Raw genomic sequence first — 17,502 nt, 5'->3', positions numbered from 1 at the left:
GAGGGTTCTCCTTCTCTCTCAGAACACGATCATTTGCGCGTGTTGTTCCGAGGTCCTGTTTTTCGGCCATTTAGACTCTCAAAAGAGTCTCAGAAACTAACTATCAATTAAGGTTGAGTTTTGATAGTTTTATGGTGTACCGGATAGACAATATGCATTAAGTCGTGATTTCGAGATTGAGGATGACTTCTAATGGCGGCCATTGGTTACGCACGAGTCAGTACTGCCGGGCAATCCTTGGAAGCCCAGGAGGCCCAGCTCAAGGCCGCAGGATGCGATGTCATATACTCCGACGTCATGACGGGGAGGGCTGCTTCCCGGCCGGAATGGGACGCCTGTCGGAAGAGTCTGAGGGAGGGGGATGCACTGGTCATCACCCGCCTCGACAGGGCCGGCCGTTCGCTGCGCCACCTTATCGACATCTCCGATGAGCTCGACCGGAAGGGAGTTGCGTTGAAGGTGCTGGACCAGAGCATCGACACATCAACCAGCCACGGCAGATTCATGTTTCAAGCCCTAGCAATAGTCAGTGAATTTGAGGCCGCACTGGTCTCGGAAAGAACACGCAATGCCCTCGCCGCGCGCCCGCGGGGCCGGAAAGGCGGCCGGCCCAAAGCCCTCTCCCCCAGGGCGCAGCAGCGTGCCCAGGCGCTCTACGACGCCAAGGAAATGACGGTCAAGGAAATCGCCGGCGCATTTGGAGTGAGCGAGGCGACCCTTTATCGGTACATCGTCACGGATGCCGACCGAAAGAAGGCAAAGGCCGGGGCAGGGACAGGCGCGGAGAAGTAGGCCGTGGTCCAGTCCAAAGACAAGCAACTCTGGCGGGCATGACCCGTGGGCTGCTCTAGTAGTGGTACCGGGCCTGCAGGATGGTGACGTGCCGGTCATCGGCGACGTAGACGAGTCGGTTAGCTTCGTCGATACGCCGCGACCAAGCTCCGGCCAGAGCGTGCTTGAGGGCCTCGGGCTTTCCGATGCCCTCGAAGGGATCGTCCCGGAGGATGTCTTCGATGAGGGTGTTGATGCGCTTGAGGGTCTTCCGGTCCTGGGTCTGCCAGTGCAGGTAGTCCTCCCACCCTTCAGCTGTCCAGGCGAGCTTGCGTTCGCTCACTCGCGGCGCCAGAGATCATCGGAATTGACCACGTCGGATTTGGGTCCGTCAACGTAGTCCACCGGAGACCACTCGACATCCACGGAGTCCTCCTGCGCGTCCTGTGCGAGGTTGCGTTCGACAACCTTACCTTCACGGGCTGCATTGAAAGCGGACAGCAGGCGCTGGGCGTTCTTCGGGCTGCGCAGCAGGTAGCTCGTTTCCACCAGGGCGTCGTATTCATCCTTGGACATGAGCACGGCGGACCCGCGTTTGGACGTGATTTCAACCTCGGTGTGGTCCAGGTTGACGCGCTCGATGAGGCCAAAGAGGTCCCGGCGGGCTTCGCTTGTCGTGATTGCCATGATTCCCTCCTAGTGGTACAAGATATGGTACTACTTTCGGCCTCGATGCGGCATAGACCCTACAAGGGGCTAGGTGCCGGCCATTGTAGGTTCAATGGCATGGACGAGAACGAACAGCTGTGGCATGGCAGGCTGCTGAAGTGTTTCGATGCTGCCCGTACCTGGGAAACGCGCATAACGACGCCGGATGAAGTCGAGGCGGGCAGCTCCCTGGCCAGTGACGACAAAGGGCTCGCTACGGCTCCCGTGCGGGGCGCGGCCTGGGCTGGCTTGGTTTCGGCTGTCGACCACCTGGCACTCATGGCGGACCTGGCAAAGGACGAGCTCAATATGCGCCCCACGTCGCTGTTCACGCCGACGCGCGCAGCTCTCCTGGGCGCCTCCCAGGCGGTTTGGGTGCTGACCGGAGACCGTCCCACCCGGCGTGCCCGGGCATTGGCAATCCGAAGATGAGCGGTCCCAGCATCGCAAGTTCCTACGGGACTACATCGCCGACGATTACGCCAAGGCCAACTTCAACCAGGAGTTCATGGGCGAAATGGGCGACCTCGTGACCAAGCTGACCGTCGAGATTGCCCGCCTCAGGGAGCTGCAGAAAGAGCATCCGAAGATCGCCTCGGACGCGACCACGATGATGCGGGAAGCAGCTGAGCATCTGACAAAGGCCAGCACTCCCGGGGACGAATGGACGCGGTTCGCGTTGGCCTACGAATGGCGGGTGGCCAGCGCATCAACGCACGGCAGGACGTGGCCGGTGTTCGTCCGGCGGACCGAGAAGTTCAAGACCGAAGACGGTGAGATACGCAGGCTCACTACGTCCGCTGAAGAGCTGGGCATAGCAGTGGGGGCGGCGACGTTGATGACCAGCGAAGCCTGGCGGCTGTGGGATCTACGTCGGGCCAAGCAGCACTGAGGCTAGTCCCACCGCTCCCACTGCCAAGCGCGCATTAAGACAAACTGCCTGTTGCCGTACAGGTGGGGGCGTGTGATGAAATCACCTGCAGGGCCAGAGCTGCTGCTGCTGCTGCTGGCGGGTGAAACGGGGGACCATGCTGCTGACAGCCGTGCTCGATGGGAGCCGAGTCGATGCCACGACGTACACCGCTGATACTTGGGCGGAGCTTCAGAAATCCGAGGACCGCAAGCGGATGGTCATGCCGGTGTGTGGCGTTCGTGCGGTAGCCAAAACCCGGGGACCGGTAACCCGTTACTTCGCCCACCATAAAAGGGCCGGCTGCAAGGTGGACCATGGCGGCGAGTCACCGCAGCACCTGGCCCTCAAAGAGGCTCTGAAGCTCTGCATCGACCGGGTACCTGGCTGGCATGCGATCCTCGAGCATCCTCACCCATCCCGAGAGTGGATCATCGACGTTCTGGCCGAGTCCGACGACCTCACCAAGGCGGTCGCATTCGAGGTGCAGCTGTCATCCCAGACGCCGGAAAAATACTTCACGCGCTCCCAGCGCTACTTCGACAGCAGAGCGTTTCCTGTCTGGCTTATCCCCCGGCAGCTGGAGTACCACGAGACCAAGGTCCCGGTAGTAGTGACGGGCTTCGGCAAAACGGCCGACGTGCCGGAGGATCCTTCCGAGCTGCTTGCCCTGCCCGCTGGTCAAAACTTCGTCATGGCTGGCGACAACGTGGGCGCCTTCGTCGAGGCCCTGCTGCTGAAGGGGCCGTCCTGGCAACATGGCACCCCTCATGCCCAGGCAGAGGCTCGGAAAGCAGCTGCAGAGGCTGCGGCCGCCGCTGCCGAGGCTGAGCGAAGGAATCAGGAAGCCATCAAACAGGCGATCGTGGTGATGAACGACCTTTCCGCATCACCCGCATCCGCCTTCGGCCAACACACCGTGCGCACCCAGGCAGACACGTACATCTGGGGTAGCCTCACCTGCTGTTGGGACTGCGATGAGCCGATGCTGGTCTGGGACGCGCGGACGTGGGCCTGGGGTGGTGGGATGCCGAATCTGAAGGTGAAGTCCGAGGTCGACCGGAAGCGGTTCGAGAACCACCCCGAGGTGCACCGCGCCGTCGACCACTGGATCAAAGCTGTCAGGGCCGACGTCAAGAAAGCAGTCATCGAGAATCGGCGCACCAAGGCCAGCGGCAGGTACTACAGCGCGTTCGTCTGCCCGTCCTGCGACAGGACGATGGGGCAGTTCTTCATCTCATGCATCCGACCGGAGAAATGGTCGCTCCTTGGTAGCCCGGCTGTAGCGCCCCAGCCGCTGACTCCGGTCGTCCAAAAGCCTGTGTGGCCGCCGCCGGCCGTGGTTGTCCCAAAGCGTGCGGCCGCGGCGCCCGCTACGCGCACGCGTTGCCGCATTCACGGGGACCCGAAGGAGGAGTGCGACTGGTGCCAGAACAGACCGTCACCACGACTGGGGAGGCGCTATTAGGGCAGAAGAGCTGCAGGAGAAGACCCCACGAGATCCAATCCCGTGGGGTCTTCTGTGTCTAAGCAACCCTCGCGAGGCTGCCGGACTGCTCGGCGAAGCCGCCCACTTCTGGTGACGTCTCGGCGTGGTCACTGAACGCGCTGGGAAGCAGGACCACCTGGGCGGCCGCGGTCATGCCGGCACCGAACCCGAAGAAGAGTGCCTTCTGCCCGGGTGCTGCCTGACCGGAGGCAAGCAAGGCGGTCGCGGCAAGCGGGATCGAAGCGGAGGACGTGTTGCCCATGTGGACAATGTCGTCAGCGATCACGGCGTGCCCCAGGTTCGCCCTCTTAACCAGCTCTGAAGTGATCCGTCGGTTGGCCTGGTGAGGAACGAAGACGTCGATGTCGTCTCGGGTGACGCCTGCCTTTGCGAGGGCATCGTCGATGATCTGCGGACCGTTTTCGATCACCCAGCGGTACACCCTTGGTCCGTGCATCCGCACCACCGGCCAAACCGGGGGTGTCGCTTCCATGGCGAGGTGCCAGCTGGCCGGCTCCATCCGGATCAGGTCGCGCATGCTGCCGTCGGAGCGCTTGGCGTAGGGCCAGATGGTCCGTTCCGTCGAGGCAGTGACAATGGCCGCGCCGGCGCCGTCGCCGAAGATGGCCGCCGTCCCGGAATCCTGCCAGTCCAGCCAGGCGGACATCCGTTCGGCGGACACTACCAGGATGGTGCCGGCGCTGCCGCCGTTAACAAGGTCGGCAGCGACCCCCAGAGCGTAGGAGAAGCCGGCGCAGGCCGCCACCAGGTCGAAGGCACCGGCCGCGACCGCGCCGATGTTGTCTGCGATCGACGGAGCATGCGGCGGGGACTGGACGGGGTGGGACTCCGTGACCATGATCAGCTGGTCGACCTCGGCGGCACGGATCCCGGCAGCAGCGACCGCATTCGTTGCAGCTGTGGTCGCAAGGTCCAGGACGCTCTTTTCGGTATGGCGGCGGGTACTGATGCCCGTCCTCTGGGCGACCCACTGATCCGTAACGCCTGCCTGGGCGCCGGCCTCCGCGTTGGTGATGACGCGCCCAGGGCGGTATGCCGAGAGGGCAAGAAGGTGGGCATTCACAGTGGGTCCTCTCTGAGACTCTGTATATATTGGAGTGGTCCCGACAAGCTCCCTCGCTGGATAGCGTGGGGGCTGGCTGATCGAGACTGGTTGAGGCCGTTGCTGCCGGATGGCAGGCGGCTGGCGACAGGGGTTCCCCTCCAAGCTGACGGGCCGGATGGCACGGCGGCTGGCAGGACGGGAAACCCCTGTTTGTTTGTTGAGCTAGGCTGCTTCAAACTCCGGGGATTCGCCTGCGATTTCGGCTGCCTTCTTCGCGGCTGCCTCCACGGTCATCGGTAGGCGGTCGGCCCATTCCTCCATCTTGTCCGGGTTGAACCCGCCCCAGGAGTCGGCAACGGTGCCGTCGGCGGCGCGGACGATACACAGGGGCGCTGAGGCGACGCCGAGGGTGATACCGAGCTCGCGCACGGCGTTCTGGTTGATCTCGATGTCTTCGTGCAGACGGGCGTCGACGAAGACGATGCCGTTCTTCTTGGCCTTACGATGGGTGGCGCCGCACTGGACGCATGAGGGCTTCGAGTAGATCTCCAGGGTGAAGTCGGAGCCGGAGGAGGTGTTGGCGGGGGCTTCAAGGACTGCAGCGGACATGGGTCTTCTTTCTCTTCAGGATCGTGGGTTTGACCGTTCGGCCGGTTACGCGCGGATTTTGTCGACGAACACGCCGGCCGGCAAGTCAGCCAGAGCGATCCCCAGGGCGCCACCTTCCTGGGCCGGGCGGATCATCAGGTCTGCCTGGGTGGAGTCCGGCGCCAGCGCCTTATCAGAAGGGAACATCTCGATGACCTGGCCGCCTTCTTCAGCGATCCTGTGCATGAGCTCGTGGTAAGTGCAGGGCGCCGCACCGGAGCGCTTGGTCCGCAGCTGAATGACGTTCTTCATTCGATCCCTCTTTCTGTGGTGTGAACGGTTAGTACAAGGTCAGGTCGCCAAGCGCGGGTGCAGCGGCGATGGGTGCGGCAAGGGCGGAGCGGAAGCCGGCGTAATCCGGGCCGAAGGCTGTCTGGGCGAAGAGCCGGCTGGTGCTCAGGGTGAGGTTGGGGTGGCCCTTGTCGAATGCTGCGAGGAGGACAGGCAGCAGCTCTTTGCGGCTGTAAGGGAGATGGCGGCCGCGGGCATGGGTTGTGCCGCGGAGTCCCGCGAAAGCAGCATCTTCGATGAAGGTGCCGATCTCGCGCTGGTCCTCGTCCATAAAACCTTCATCCAGGAAATGGACGGCCATCCCGTCGAGAGCCGCCACGAGCGCGGACGCCCAGGCGGTCTTGGCAGCTTTGGCCTCTTTATCGTCAGCGCTGATCTCAGCGTCCCGGAGGTCGAGCACCAGGGTCTCGAAGGCCAGGACGAGTGCGTCGAACTGCTCCGTAGAGTCCAGCTGCGTGAACGCCGTCACGAGGGCCAGGCCGTTGAGTGGAGCCTTCTTTGCGAGGGAGTCAGCAAACGAGGCGTAAGCCGCGGTGCGCTCAAGGGCGATGGTCGTCACTTCGGTTCTCTTTCTGTGGTGTTGGTGGGGTACTGCTGGGCTTCAAAAGCTTCCAGGAGGCGGGGCTGAAAGAGGTAAACTCCCCGCCTCCCAGGAGCGCCTGATGCGCCATCCTCCGGGTACCAAGCGGAGGAGACCTAGGGGATCTTACTATGCACTTTTAGTGTACCGTATGTGCATGAGAAGTCGCAACAGAAGTGTTGTGACTCGAATCGGGTGGGGTTAGGTGAAGCCTTCTCGCCGTCGATTCGAGCTTGGGCGGGCCTCCGTCGCGGGAATGGGGAGGCCTCCGGCAGGAGCTATGCGGTCTTCCTGACCAGCCTCATGTGCATCATCTGCGGCTGGGGCTTCCTGAACCTCTTCAGCGCGTGGAGCAGGCCCTTCTTGACGGCGGGCAGTGTGTGGAGTCCGTTGACGTGGCCGTAGCCGGTCCCGCACTCCGGCAGGTCCGTCTGAGGGATGATGCCCACGGACCTGGCCCAGGCTTTCAGATCCTCCTCCGTGTGGTTGCAGACGCAGAGGGCGTGGTACCAGTCGGGCTCGCCAGACTTCCGGAGGGGGTGGCGGTAGCCGTTGTCGACGAACTTTTCGACGTCGTCGAATTCGAACAGGGTGTCTTCGAGGGACAGAGCCCGCAGGCCCACGATCGCGGCTCCTGCCCATTCCGCGTAGTTTTCCAGTGTGAAGTACGAGAGCCAGTGGATGGCCTCCTGATCTCCGCTTTCCACGTAGAACTCGTCGGGGTTGATGTCCTGGAAGAGCTCCTGGAGGTCCGGGAGGTAGGGGTAGAGGCGCCCGTCCCGGAACGTGGCGGGGACGAGGTGCTTCCACGCCTCGGCGGGGATGGTGCGTTCGATTGCTTCGGTCTGCTGTGCGATCACGAGTAACCTGTCTCTCTGCGCAATTCCTGCGCGGTTTGGTCGGGGCACCGTCCGTTGTGGTGTCCCCTGCACTGCTTCTATGCGGCCCGGGTCCCGACGCCTGTCACTTTCTGCAGCTCCTGCGGGCTGACCGGTGACGGATTCGAAATCCACGGTCGGGGCACTATCCGTTGTGGTGTCCCCTGCACTGCTTCTATGCGGCCCGGGTCCCGACGCCTGTCACTTTCTGCAGCTCGCGCAGGTATCCGGCACGCACACGAAACACCGCGCTCGATGGGCGCGGTGGAAGACTTTATGACCTGGAAGGGTGGCGGAGCTTGGACATGGTCTTTGATTCGATTTGGCGGATCCGTTCGCGGCTGACGTCGTAGACCTTGCCGATTTCGTCTAAAGTCTTCGGCTGCCCGTCAGTCAGGCCAAAGCGCATGGCCATCACGCCACGGTTACTTCTTGCTATTCCCGCAAGTAGCCGGCCACGTAGACGAATCCACCCCGCCGCTCGACCGGCTCTCCGAGCCGTTTGATCGTGACGGTTTTCGCAGTTCCGTTCTTCCGGTAGACCTTCACCGGGCCCAGCTGCATGATGCACCTGGGCCCTTCGACGAACCAACCCTGCTCTGCATCAAGGCGGAAGCGGGGAGCCTGGTACCGCGGCGGCCTGACCGCCCTGGTCCCTTGGTCGGTCTGCATGGTGGTTTAGGGTGCGGCCGCAGCCAGTTCGGGCGCCTCCAGCATTCGCCGGACGTCGGAGACTCGGATGTACCGCCGGCGCCGCTTGGGCTTTACCGCGTCTTCCTGGGTGCCGTCCAGGTCTGTCTCGGCAGTATCAAGGTCAAGTGCGGCGAAGACGACAGGCATGCCGAGGGTCCCTTCATCGGCCCGGTTCCGGACGCCCTCGGGTGACTGCCCGGTGATCTGGGCGAATTCTCCAAGTGTGACGAGAACTCGCGAGTTCAGAAGCTCTTCAGCGTTCACGGTCTTTCCTCCGGTAGTGGTGCTATATGTTTCCATCATACAGCAGTTATAGGCATGTGTAAGCAGTTGTGCGTTTTTAGTAAAGGGGGGTGACCCTGGAGGTTCCAGGGGCATCCGTTAGGCTGCGTGGGGTTGATCGTCGGCGATGGGGAACGCGATGACGCCCCGGCCGCTGGTTACGGCTTTGCAGTCCGCGCTTCCGCAGCCGTTGCAGCCGCCCTGGCACCCGTTGTCGTAAACGTCGTGCGGATCCAGGGGCACGTTGCCGCCCAGGTCCTCGGTGTTGTCACCGTATCCGTAGGTGCCCCAGCCGCTGGCGATGTACAGCCCGGGGACCCAGTATGCCGGCGGCTGGGTCTGTCCCTTGTTCTTGCCGCCGCGCAGGGTCCACCGCTGCTTGGGCGTACGTGTGTAGCCGAGCTCGGCGAGCTCGCGGTAGAACGACGTCTTCTTCATGCCCTTTCCCTTGACGTATTCGTCGTAGTTCTTCCAGAGCTCAACGCCCTTGGCCGGGTAGCCAGCGACATGGTCCTTTTCGACGAGGACGATATTGTCGCCCAGCCACCCCTGGAGTGTGTCCATGTCGCGCGTGTAATCGGCCAGTTCATCAGCGAAGTACGCCGGGGCCTTCAGCGCATCGTTGTTTGCACCGTCGGCATACCACTTGATGGCGCCTTTTACGGCCCAGGCGAGGATCGACTCCATTCCCTGCTTGCTCTGAAGCGCATCCTTTACAGCGCTGGACCGCTTCTCCTTGGGGAGCGGACGGGTGACCTCGTAGGGCTGGAAGCGTTCCATCAGGCCCTTGTCTTCGGGGGCGATGACCGTGAGCTTGTTGGAAGTCATCATGATGGACATCCGCGGGAAGTACTTCTCGGTAGTACCGCCTGCCTTCCGGCTGTCGTATCCGTCACCGCCGGAGATGGTCTTCAGCTTCGTGTTGTCGAGCATTCCACCCTGTACCTCGGTGATGACCACCAGCCGGCAGCGGCGGAGGTGGTGGAATCCTTCGTCGTGGCTGGCCGTCTTCTTCATGAAGGCTTCGGGCTTAGCGGTGGAGGCGAAGGAGAGGGCGGGATCGGCGCCCTCGCCCATCGTGTACAGCACCGCGTTGAAGAGGGTGCTCTTGCCGACCTGGGGGGCACCGAAGACGTAAAGGATCGAGGCAGCCGAGACCTCACCGGTGAGCCCCTGGCCGATCCAGCGCTGGATGTATTCCTGGACCTCGAGCCGTCCGTCGGAGAGGTGGTTCAGAACGTTGCCCAGCTGTTCGATTGTGGCATCCGGGTTGTAGTCGCACTGTGTGATCTGGGTGAACCGCCAGGTTCGGCGGTGCGGCAGTAGCTCACCGGTGCGCAGGTCCACTACACCGTTTTGCACGTTGAGCAGGTGCTTCGGACCGTCCCACTCCGCCTCGGGGACCGAGAGGTGTTTTTGGGCTCCCGTCACGGCGGCTCGGACCGAGGCGTCCAGCTGGCAACGCATGCCGTAGGCCCTGTGGTCGTTTGCAAGCTTCCGCTTGAGAGACATCAGCTGGGCGGCGAGGTCTTTGAGTTCTTCGCTGCCTGCGGCCCTGGCGGTCTTGACCTCCTCCTGGAGCGTCAGCACGTCCGGGTGGTTTGCGGCCAGCAATGGGGCTTCAACGTGGACGATCGATTCTGCGACGCACCGGGCGGCGTCCATGATGTCCAGGTTCTTGTGGTCCGCAGCGTAGACCTTGCCGTTCCACCGGAGCCACGCATCTTCCGACGGCCGGTAGTTGAACTCCTTGCCGTAGTGGGCGACCAGCCGCCGGATTAGGCCGTTGGGGCTGGCGTCGTGCTGCCAGGTCTCGAGGCAGACATCTTCGGAGGGAACCTTGAAGGTCAGATCAAGCGAAGGGCCTCCGCCCACGGCGCGATCGGCCTGTACGGGCTGGTTGTCCTCGGGGATCAGTTCCGCCACCGGAGCGCCGGCCGGCACCATTTCCTCGACGTTGTCGTCATCGGTAGTGTCCCGCGGCGTCTCGGTTACCTCATCACGCTTCATGACTACTCTTCCTGGGGGATCCGGCGACTCGTAAACGAGTTGCTTTGTTGCTATCTGATTCCATCATACAGCACATGATGGCAAGTTTAGGCACTTTGCGCGGGGTTTTTCTGGCGGTAGCACTAGCCTTCGGCAAAAACAAAGAGGACCTCCGGGCTGGCGCGGCGCTTGTCGAGAGCGCCGCGCAACCCGGGAGGTCCTCTTACCGTGGTGCCTTTTTAGCCGGCCCGGGAGATGGCAGCTATGCGTTCCAGGTAGGCGATCCAGGCCTGCTTGCTGCGGACCCCTTTGGTGAGCCGCCCGGCGCGCTGGGCGTCTCCGGCGATCGCTCCCACGACAATGTCCCAGGACGACCGCGGATCGTTCTCGGCCAGGATTTCGCCGTGGATGATGTGCGCCGCATCGGCGGCCGTGCAGTTCTTCACCACCCGGTCCCTGGCCTCGATGGGCACGACGCCCCGGGCAAGCAGGGCCAGGTCTTCGTCGGTAAGGTCGAACGGCTCAGCGGAGACCACCGGCTGGGGCTCCGGCTCGGGGTCGGCCTTTACCCCGTTGACGTTTTCCTCCATCCACGTGAGCAGGCCTTCGATGTCGTCGTCCAGGAACCGCTTGGCGACGGCGGCCGCCATCTTGCTGCAGCCATTACAGAAGCGTTCCACCAGCAGGCTGAAGGATCCGTAGGAATCAGAGCCGGCCGGGATGGACAGTTTGCCGGCGGTGCGCTGTCCGTTGGCGGTAAACCGCTCCACCCCGTCGGAGTCGTTGTAGAGGGTGACGTGCGCGGCAGTGCCGGTATGCCCGCTGTCGGGGTCCAGCCATTCATCCGGGGAGGTCATGGTGGTGCCGTTGTGCTGCATGAAGAAGACCCGCTCCAGGATTTCCGAGACGGGCAGCTCCCGGTCCATGCGGTACCACGGCGTCAGCTTCCTCTCGTCATCGCTGAGGTTCAGCGATGCGCTGCGGGTCCTGCGGGCGAGCTCCCGGTCCTGGCGTGCGATCTGCTCCTTGACGCGCTTCATGCGCACCGGCAGCCGGTCGAAATCATCGGGGCTGTAGCGAAGCCCGGTTTCCTGGACCATCTCAACGCGGCGGTTCGTGTTCGCACCGGGCTTGCCATAAAGGGTGCCGGCCATGCGGAACAGGATGGCCGGGTTGCGAGTGACCTTCTCGTCGCCGGCGTGGACGCCGTACTGTTCGCTGAGGTTCTCGATCCAGTCAGCCATTCGGTCCCAGAGGGCCCTGGCCTCCTCCAGCGGGACGGGCTCCGTGAGGCAGAAGTGGCCGTGGTAGCCTCCGCCGCTGCGGTTCGTGAAGGTGGGCGGGCCGAGCGGGCATTCAGCCAGGAAGCCGAGGGCCTGCTCGTTAGTGGGGAGGTTGGTCTCCTTGTGGTTGCCGTCCGTGGTGTCGATGTCGACAATGATCTCGGGCAGGTCCAGCAAGTCCTTTTCCTTGCCGCGGGTCTTGCTGCCGTTGTGCTCGTCGTCGACGATGCTGCCCTTACGGGGAACGTAACCGACGTAGGCGATGCTGTGCTTCCGGATGGTCCGCTGGGTGACTTCCCACAACCGCTCGGGGTCGAACATGGACACGTGCTCGGTCCGCATCGTTGATCCCTCGAGGTGCTTGTACTCACGCTCGCCGGTCTTCTTGTCGGTGACCCATTTGTCGAAGCTGTACGGCTGGCTCCAGGACACGCCCAGGCGGGCGTTCGGGTCCTGCTCCCGGTAGTGGTCTTCGTGGACACCGTAGACAAGCTCGTAGTGCCGCATGAAGTCTTCTTTGCTGGTGCCGGTCTTTGCCTCGGCGACCTGGATGGCGACTGGTGTCATTCAACACTCCCTTTCGTATATGTAATATGATGCCATCATTAGGCATTGGAAGGCAAGTGAAGGAACGTTGACCCTCAGGGCCGAATGGACCTAGTCCGGGGTTTGGTCGCCGGGAAGGAAGTACCGCGTCCTGGTGCCCCCTGAGTTCAGGGTGATCTGGCGTGACTGAATCTCACCGGCCGCAACCTTTGTCGGCAGTGTTCGCACATCGCAACCGAGAAGCCGTGCCGCTTCGGCAGCGCTACGTCCGGGAACACCGGGGGTTGCCATTGAAGGCCGGCGGCCGCCGACCCGCTTCTTCAGGGAATCCAGCCGCTGTTCCCGGCCTTCAGCCCAGCGGTGGTGGGCGATCTGTCCTGAACTAAGTCCAGCCGCCTTGGCGATCTCGCCCCACGTGTAGCCCTCGCTGTGGGCTTGACGTGCGACCTTGAGCATAATCTCGTCTACCGCGGCTGGCAGCAGCTGGACGGCTTCGACGTAGTCGAGCATAGTTCGAGGGGTGTAGACCGCTCGGCCTTCATCGTGTTCAGCGGACAACGCCTCTTCCTCGGAAACACGTTCTTCGACGACCTGGAAGACGGCTTCGGCCATCAGGTTCTCGAACGAGTAGGGATGGGACTTCTGATCTGATGCCATCTGATGAGCATACTGCGGTGGTGGTGCGACCCCGCAGAGGCGGTGTTGTGACTTGTGACTTTTGTGACTTTTTCTCTGGGGTCTGCTCGCCTATAGGGCTAATGGGGTACGAAAAGGGGCTCTAGGGCCCATCTGCAAGTCTTTTTCCCTGTACAGCTCTACCCCCTTAAAAAAGTCACAAAAGTCACAAAAAGAGAGAGAAGGCCGATTTATCCCCTAGATTCCGGGTTTTTTGAGCTTGTGACTTTTTCAAAACCAAAAGTCACAGAGGTCACTCCAGGGCAGTAAAAGTCACAGATCCCTCGGCGCTGTCCAGAGCCTGTGACTTTTTCAAGCAGCCCTGTGACTTCCTGCTTCCAGAAGGTCACAAGATTTCGAGGGCACGGAGAGCAACCGTACCGATGATGACAGAAGCCCCAGGCGCCCTCCTCATGTCCTCGCTGCGAATAAATATCCGGTGGCTTTGACGGCCATACCAACAGAGGGGTGTGCGCCTGGGGTAATCCGGCAGGGCGATCACGGCGCCTGCCTGACTGTCTGCGAAACTGGGTGTCGCGATGCAGACAGCAGTCTCTACCTAGCCAAAGCCGTGAGGGCCGGCTTCAAGGCGGCAATGGCGGTTGAAGATGCGCCCTTAGAAAGGCCCAAGGCCCCCAGGACGTTAGAGCAGGCGGTCATTACCTCTTCGTCGAGCTGCACGAGCCGGTCGTATGCCTCTCGGCCGGCTTCCGAGTCTCCAGCTTCATCCGCTTCCTCGACGGTGTAGCACTCCCCGTCCCTCCGCTCCACCAGCGACCTGATGATCTCGCCGAGCGCGAGCAGGTATGGGCCTTGACCGCGTGTTGGCCGTTGCCCAGGGAGGTTCATCTCACCCTCGGCGCCCTCAGGGTTGCCCCATGGATCCGGTGTCCCCCAGAAGCTGTCCATCGGCATCCTGAGGCTGGCGTGGTACAGGGCCATGTCCGGCCTTAGCCGGTGGGAGCACACATGCTCGGAGTTGAGCACCAGTGACGGTGGGAGGGATTTGGCCAGTAGAACGGAGATGTTCAGCCAGCAGTTGGCGCAAACTCGTGGGGGCAGAACCATGTCGGTTACTGCGTGGAATTCGGAGCGCACCTGGTCGGAGAACTGGTTGATAGGGGGCTGGATGCGGCGTGACGCCGTCTGAGTCTTATTCATGTGACTTTATGTGTGCGGCGCCCGGAGACTCCCTCACCGCATGGCGTGCGAGTGGTATTGCCAAGAGAAGAGCGGACGTCTGATTGCCTTCAGCAGGCCATCTGGACGGTCGCCGGTTCGAGGGTAAAGAAGAAGCCGGCCCTGGAATCCCAGAACCGGCTTCTCTTTTAGCGCCCGGAGGGCTGGTCAGATCATCACTGGATGACGGTTGCGACGTTGTTCACAGGCGACCAGTCGGTTACGCCGGTCTGCTGTGCATTGACGTACGTCAGTGCGTTGTCGAACCGGAGCGCCTCGATGCTGTTGAGCGAGTGGGCGTAGCCGACTGAGACGTAGGCCAGGTTCGGCTTCCCAGCCAAAGCGCTGATGTCTGTCAGAGCGAGGTCTCCGAACATGTCAACCCGCTGGAGGGTGTCCATCGCTGCAAGGGCGGCGACGGAGTCGATCTGCGTCCACTCGGTGTTGAAGTTGACCAGCTTCAGCCCGGCCAGCGGATCGATCGAGGTGAGGTTGGATGCGTGGTTGGCGGTGAAGTCCGTCAGCTTCGTAGCTCCGGCCAAGGGTGCCACGCTGTCGACCTTGGTCCACGAGATGTCCAGCTTGGTCAGGTTCGTGGCGTACTGCAGGCCCTCGAGGGAGGCGAGGTTCGGGAAGAATCCGCCATTCGGCCCGAGATCCAGGCTAGTGAGCTGCAGTGCGTCGGCCGTCGTCAGCTTCTCCTGCGGGATGCCCAGCTGCTGGGAGATGGCGTAGCCGAGGTAAGGGTCCGGGATGACCCAGGGCTTGGGTGCTTCCTTGCGTACCTGGTGCAGAACGAAGTCGGTGTCGTTCAGGATGCCCTGGGCGCTCTGGCCCAACACCGATGCCTGGTCGAAGACCAGGTCGGTCAGAACGGTGTACTTGCCGTCCGCCGGGGTGACGGCGTTGGTGAACGTAAACTGCGGGGCCGCCGGGTTGTCGATGATCGGTGTGGTCGTGATGACATCAGCACCGGGCTGCACGCCGGAGTCGGGGCTGTAAGAGCCCTTGACCAGGCGGATCGTGCCGCTGAGCCCCTGGCTGGCCAGGTCGCCGTCCAGATGCTTGATGTTGGCGAGCAGCTGGGCGGAGATGTTGTCACCGGTCAGTTTGATGGTGATTTCCTGTGCCTTCTCGAGCCGGTCACCCGGGGTGAGGGCATAGGAGGCAGGGTTGATGGGCATTGCGGGCTGGTTCGAGGCGATGCCGGAGGCGTCATACCAGCCGTGATCGACGCCGACGTCGATCGACATGTCACCGGCGACGATGGCGCCCTGAGGACCCTGCTGCTTGCTATCCCATGCGCTGAGGGTGCTTGCCGGGTCGACGGCCATGGTGACAGCTGCAGCGGCAACAACGGTGCCGGCAACCCCTGCGATGACCCTAGTCCGGGTCTTGTTCTTCTTGCTCTCCGGCCGGGGCGTCCCCGGTGCCGTGTGGAGCGTTTCGTTCTGGCTCAAGGTGGGTTCTTACCGTTCTCTTAACGGGGCCTGCATTAGGGTTTTTTGCAACGGCTCTGTTGCATATCTTAGTTTAGTCTGCTGGTGTGCTGGCTGCTACTGAATGGGCTGCTCCTTACTTGCCGGCCGCGTTGCGGATGGCGTCCAGAGTGACGCGGAAACCGTCCAGCAGGGCCGGGATGGTCTCTTTCACCGTCTCCCACAGGGCTCCATATACGGACTCGCAGTGGACTGCCTCTGCAAGGAAGTAGCCGCCGACGCCGATGACGGCCATCCAGAACAGTCGGCCGAGGATGCTGGGGCGGTTGTGGATGACGACGGTGCTCATGAGGTTCCCTTTCCTTTGTACTTGTTAGGCCTGCGTTTCGTTAACCTAAAGGTAGCACGCTGCTACCTTAAATTGCTAGTCCTTAGGCTGCCTGGTTTTTCGAGTCCTGCTCGGCCGCTGCTTTGGCGTCCTTGATGTACCGCTTCACGGTGGATTCGGACTTTCCGACCAGGTCGGCGATTGCCGGAATTGATTTGCCTTCAGCCTTGTGGGCGAGGACCTGAGCAATGACGCGCGGGTCACTAGTGACCTTCGATGCAGCGACCGGACGGGCTGCCTGCGGACGGGCAGGCGTGGGTCGAACGGACAGGGCGGGAACGCTTGCCAGGGCGGCTGCGGGGCGCTCTGCGGCCGTCAAAACCGTCGGGCGGGCAGCTGGAGCCTCCACGGCCGGAGCGGGCTCGCTGGGGGCGTCTGGTGCTTCAACAGCAGGCTCTTTGGCTACCGGTACGGCCACCACTGCCGATGCCGCAGGGTGCACCGCCGCGGGAGGCTCGATCAGGAGGTTCTCGAGGACCAAGGAGGCTCCCAGGGCGCCAAGTGGCATCAGGGCCGAGAGCGCAGCGCCGGTGTAAATGCCGAAATTCCAGGACTCCGCGGCGCCGGCTGGCACAAGTACATGCAAGACATTCGCGGCAATCGAGACGGTAGTCCAGGCGGCGGTAGCGAGGTTGGTCCAGAGGGTCGATTCGCCGCGGGTCTTCCTCAACAGGGTTGCGAGGGTGAAGAGGACCAGGGCCAGGTCGACCACCACGGGAACGACGTACTGCAGCGCGGAGGGGATCGCCATGTGGGCGGCCAGGGCGGCCTGCCCAAAGAAACTGGTGGTGAAGGCGCCGGCGTAGATGAGGGTGGCAACACCGACGGCGGTGAAAGCGATCGGGCGGCTCTCCGGGCTAATGCGCGCGGCCTTGCGTTGGGGATTCATCGTGCGTGCTCCAGGTTGGTCGTGAAATGTCGAGTGCACATTTAGTGTACCGTATATGCATAGGAGAAATAGCGTCCCCTTCTCGACACACTGAAACGGTTCCCTGACATTCCAGTGTCACCGTGAAAAACTTGGGAGATGGAAGACAAGGGGCCGCGGAACCTGCGAGGACTGGTCCAGCCCAGGGACATGGCCGAATTCCTCGGTGTGCCGGAACCGACCTTTCGCGTCTGGAGGAAGCGCCGGCAGGAGTGGGTCGAAAAGGGCCGGCCTAAATCCAGGGCAGTGCACACGCTCCTGCCTGAGCCGGTGAGGGATCCGGAGAACCCCAGCGAGCCCTTCATGATCAATGGAGCCTTCGTCTATGACGTCTCCGACGTCATAAAGCTCCGCGATGAGATCGTCGCGCACGAGCGCAAGGCCGGAAACCCCAACATCGCGAGTCTGAACGTGAAGGATCCCGCCCCATGACGACGGAACTCCCCCGCCACACCAGGGCCGTGCGCGGGCTGATGGATGCCGAGAGGGTGTCCGAGTACCTCAGGGTGCCCCGCAACACGATCCGCTCATGGGAGAAGCGAAGGGCTTCGGGTGAACCTGGTGCCAACAGAGACTTCCCGGCACCCCTGGCGGACCGGCTGTCTGGGGGCGCCCTGTGGGAGGAGGCAGACATCGTGGCCTTCCGGCTCAAGCGCGAAGCCCAGAAGAACGAGAACGCTGGACAGGTCAGCCCCGGAGGCTCTGTAACAAATCCGTAGCGCAACCTGCAACTGATCCGTTGCTAACTGCTAGTCTCGG

22 protein-coding genes and 1 pseudogene are annotated in these 17,502 nt (G+C 62.6%); 6 read left to right on the top strand and 17 right to left on the bottom strand.

Annotated features, from left to right (window positions below):
- Window positions 1-192 precede the first annotated feature (192 nt).
- A complete protein-coding gene (locus RM50_RS04415) occupies window positions 193-792 on the top strand; it encodes a recombinase family protein (RefSeq protein WP_043450419.1) in 600 nt (199 codons plus the stop codon).
- Window positions 793-847: 55 nt separating this feature from the next.
- On the opposite strand, the gene RM50_RS04410 is transcribed toward RM50_RS04415, so the two are convergent.
- Together RM50_RS04410 and RM50_RS21215 are read right to left on the bottom strand one after the other, a co-directional pair.
- Window positions 848-1,114 (bottom strand): Txe/YoeB family addiction module toxin, encoded by a 267-nt coding sequence (locus RM50_RS04410; RefSeq protein ID WP_043450417.1) that lies wholly within the window; start codon window positions 1,112-1,114, stop codon window positions 848-850.
- The gene (locus RM50_RS21215) at window positions 1,111-1,458 is read right to left on the bottom strand and encodes a type II toxin-antitoxin system prevent-host-death family antitoxin (protein WP_082006970.1); all 348 of its coding nucleotides are present in this window, start codon (window positions 1,456-1,458) and stop codon (window positions 1,111-1,113) included. The genes RM50_RS04410 and RM50_RS21215 overlap by 4 nt, the downstream gene beginning before the upstream one ends.
- A 99-nt stretch (window positions 1,459-1,557) precedes the next feature.
- Here RM50_RS21215 and RM50_RS04400 point away from each other — a divergent pair, with 99 nt between their 5' ends.
- The 3 genes from RM50_RS04400 (at window position 1,558) to RM50_RS04390 (ending at window position 3,857) form a co-directional block, all read left to right on the top strand.
- Complete coding sequence (locus RM50_RS04400) at window positions 1,558-1,911, top strand: hypothetical protein (RefSeq protein ID WP_043450415.1); 354 nt, start codon at window positions 1,558-1,560, stop codon at window positions 1,909-1,911.
- On the top strand, window positions 1,883-2,371 hold the full coding sequence (locus RM50_RS04395) for a hypothetical protein (protein WP_043450414.1): 489 nt from the start codon (window positions 1,883-1,885) through the stop codon (window positions 2,369-2,371). Before RM50_RS04400 ends, RM50_RS04395 begins: the two co-directional genes overlap by 29 nt.
- Window positions 2,372-2,507: 136 nt before the next feature.
- Window positions 2,508-3,857: a competence protein CoiA family protein gene (locus tag RM50_RS04390; RefSeq protein ID WP_043450412.1), complete on the top strand. Its 1,350-nt coding sequence runs from the start codon at window positions 2,508-2,510 to the stop codon at window positions 3,855-3,857.
- 58 nt (window positions 3,858-3,915) lie between these two features.
- Here RM50_RS04390 and RM50_RS04385 read toward each other — a convergent pair whose 3' ends face one another.
- The 15 genes and pseudogenes from RM50_RS04385 to RM50_RS04320 form a co-directional block, all read right to left on the bottom strand.
- Entirely contained in the window at window positions 3,916-4,962 is a 1,047-nt protein-coding gene (locus RM50_RS04385) for a beta-ketoacyl-ACP synthase 3 (RefSeq protein WP_052259957.1), read from the bottom strand.
- Window positions 4,963-5,166: 204 nt separating this feature from the next.
- Entirely contained in the window at window positions 5,167-5,553 is a 387-nt protein-coding gene (locus RM50_RS20155; RefSeq protein ID WP_052259956.1) for a glutaredoxin family protein, read from the bottom strand.
- A 45-nt stretch (window positions 5,554-5,598) separates the two neighbouring features.
- Window positions 5,599-5,844 carry a hypothetical protein gene (locus RM50_RS04375; protein ID WP_043450410.1) on the bottom strand — a complete coding sequence of 82 codons (246 nt, stop codon included), beginning with the start codon at window positions 5,842-5,844 and terminating at the stop codon, window positions 5,599-5,601.
- A 28-nt stretch (window positions 5,845-5,872) separates the two neighbouring features.
- Window positions 5,873-6,442 carry a hypothetical protein gene (locus RM50_RS04370; RefSeq protein WP_043450408.1) on the bottom strand — a complete coding sequence of 190 codons (570 nt, stop codon included), beginning with the start codon at window positions 6,440-6,442 and terminating at the stop codon, window positions 5,873-5,875.
- 299 nt (window positions 6,443-6,741) lie between these two features.
- Complete coding sequence (locus RM50_RS04365; protein ID WP_043450406.1) at window positions 6,742-7,323, bottom strand: hypothetical protein; 582 nt, start codon at window positions 7,321-7,323, stop codon at window positions 6,742-6,744.
- A gap of 292 nt (window positions 7,324-7,615) precedes the next feature.
- Window positions 7,616-7,762: pseudogene (locus RM50_RS20315) on the bottom strand (sigma factor-like helix-turn-helix DNA-binding protein); the annotation flags it as partial.
- A 14-nt stretch (window positions 7,763-7,776) separates the two neighbouring features.
- Window positions 7,777-8,013, bottom strand: coding sequence for a hypothetical protein (locus RM50_RS20835; protein WP_043450404.1), 237 nt, complete (start codon window positions 8,011-8,013; stop codon window positions 7,777-7,779).
- Between the two features lie 6 nt (window positions 8,014-8,019).
- Window positions 8,020-8,298, bottom strand: coding sequence for a hypothetical protein (locus RM50_RS04355; RefSeq protein ID WP_043450402.1), 279 nt, complete (start codon window positions 8,296-8,298; stop codon window positions 8,020-8,022).
- Window positions 8,299-8,415: 117 nt separating this feature from the next.
- Window positions 8,416-10,326: a DNA primase family protein gene (locus tag RM50_RS04350; RefSeq protein WP_043450401.1), complete on the bottom strand. Its 1,911-nt coding sequence runs from the start codon at window positions 10,324-10,326 to the stop codon at window positions 8,416-8,418.
- 218 nt (window positions 10,327-10,544) lie between these two features.
- A complete protein-coding gene (locus tag RM50_RS04345) occupies window positions 10,545-12,155 on the bottom strand; it encodes a hypothetical protein (RefSeq protein ID WP_043450399.1) in 1,611 nt (536 codons plus the stop codon).
- Window positions 12,156-12,245: 90 nt separating this feature from the next.
- Window positions 12,246-12,791, bottom strand: coding sequence for a hypothetical protein (locus tag RM50_RS04340; protein ID WP_043450397.1), 546 nt, complete (start codon window positions 12,789-12,791; stop codon window positions 12,246-12,248).
- Window positions 12,792-13,364: 573 nt separating this feature from the next.
- A complete protein-coding gene (locus RM50_RS20605; protein ID WP_156133830.1) occupies window positions 13,365-13,751 on the bottom strand; it encodes a hypothetical protein in 387 nt (128 codons plus the stop codon).
- A gap of 413 nt (window positions 13,752-14,164) precedes the next feature.
- Complete coding sequence (locus RM50_RS04330; RefSeq protein ID WP_043450394.1) at window positions 14,165-15,448, bottom strand: hypothetical protein; 1,284 nt, start codon at window positions 15,446-15,448, stop codon at window positions 14,165-14,167.
- Window positions 15,449-15,563: 115 nt separating this feature from the next.
- The gene (locus RM50_RS04325; RefSeq protein ID WP_043450393.1) at window positions 15,564-15,776 is read right to left on the bottom strand and encodes a hypothetical protein; all 213 of its coding nucleotides are present in this window, start codon (window positions 15,774-15,776) and stop codon (window positions 15,564-15,566) included.
- 82 nt (window positions 15,777-15,858) lie between these two features.
- Window positions 15,859-16,704 (bottom strand): DUF2637 domain-containing protein, encoded by an 846-nt coding sequence (locus RM50_RS04320; RefSeq protein ID WP_043450392.1) that lies wholly within the window; start codon window positions 16,702-16,704, stop codon window positions 15,859-15,861.
- Between the two features lie 138 nt (window positions 16,705-16,842).
- On the opposite strand from RM50_RS04320, the gene RM50_RS04315 reads away from it, so the two are divergent.
- Both RM50_RS04315 and RM50_RS04310 read left to right on the top strand, forming a co-directional pair.
- Window positions 16,843-17,175 (top strand): hypothetical protein, encoded by a 333-nt coding sequence (locus RM50_RS04315; RefSeq protein WP_043450391.1) that lies wholly within the window; start codon window positions 16,843-16,845, stop codon window positions 17,173-17,175.
- Entirely contained in the window at window positions 17,172-17,462 is a 291-nt protein-coding gene (locus RM50_RS04310) for a hypothetical protein (protein ID WP_043450390.1), read from the top strand. The genes RM50_RS04315 and RM50_RS04310 overlap by 4 nt, the downstream gene beginning before the upstream one ends.
- Window positions 17,463-17,502: the final 40 nt, after the last annotated feature.

It is taken from the genome of Pseudarthrobacter phenanthrenivorans (assembly GCF_000813845.1).
Lineage (GTDB): Bacteria > Actinomycetota > Actinomycetes > Actinomycetales > Micrococcaceae > Arthrobacter > Arthrobacter phenanthrenivorans_B.
This window is presented reverse-complemented; position numbering and strand designations above follow the sequence as displayed.

Excerpts from the sequence above, each read along its gene's own strand:
- RM50_RS04415 (WP_043450419.1), top strand. The coding sequence starts at position 193 with ATGGCGGCCATTGGTTACGCACGAGTCAGTACTGCCGGGCAATCCTTG.
- RM50_RS21215 (WP_082006970.1), bottom strand. The coding sequence starts at position 1,458 with ATGGCAATCACGACAAGCGAAGCCCGCCGGGACCTCTTTGGCCTCATC.
- RM50_RS04400 (WP_043450415.1), top strand. The coding sequence starts at position 1,558 with ATGGACGAGAACGAACAGCTGTGGCATGGCAGGCTGCTGAAGTGTTTC.
- RM50_RS04390 (WP_043450412.1), top strand. The coding sequence starts at position 2,508 with ATGCTGCTGACAGCCGTGCTCGATGGGAGCCGAGTCGATGCCACGACG.
- RM50_RS20155 (WP_052259956.1), bottom strand. The coding sequence starts at position 5,553 with ATGTCCGCTGCAGTCCTTGAAGCCCCCGCCAACACCTCCTCCGGCTCC.
- RM50_RS04375 (WP_043450410.1), bottom strand. The coding sequence starts at position 5,844 with ATGAAGAACGTCATTCAGCTGCGGACCAAGCGCTCCGGTGCGGCGCCC.
- RM50_RS20835 (WP_043450404.1), bottom strand. The coding sequence starts at position 8,013 with ATGCAGACCGACCAAGGGACCAGGGCGGTCAGGCCGCCGCGGTACCAG.
- RM50_RS04350 (WP_043450401.1), bottom strand. The coding sequence starts at position 10,326 with ATGAAGCGTGATGAGGTAACCGAGACGCCGCGGGACACTACCGATGAC.
- RM50_RS04345 (WP_043450399.1), bottom strand. The coding sequence starts at position 12,155 with ATGACACCAGTCGCCATCCAGGTCGCCGAGGCAAAGACCGGCACCAGC.
- RM50_RS04340 (WP_043450397.1), bottom strand. The coding sequence starts at position 12,791 with ATGGCATCAGATCAGAAGTCCCATCCCTACTCGTTCGAGAACCTGATG.
- RM50_RS20605 (WP_156133830.1), bottom strand. The coding sequence starts at position 13,751 with ATGGCCCTGTACCACGCCAGCCTCAGGATGCCGATGGACAGCTTCTGG.
- RM50_RS04325 (WP_043450393.1), bottom strand. The coding sequence starts at position 15,776 with ATGAGCACCGTCGTCATCCACAACCGCCCCAGCATCCTCGGCCGACTG.
- RM50_RS04320 (WP_043450392.1), bottom strand. The coding sequence starts at position 16,704 with ATGAATCCCCAACGCAAGGCCGCGCGCATTAGCCCGGAGAGCCGCCCG.
- RM50_RS04315 (WP_043450391.1), top strand. The coding sequence starts at position 16,843 with ATGGAAGACAAGGGGCCGCGGAACCTGCGAGGACTGGTCCAGCCCAGG.
- RM50_RS04310 (WP_043450390.1), top strand. The coding sequence starts at position 17,172 with ATGACGACGGAACTCCCCCGCCACACCAGGGCCGTGCGCGGGCTGATG.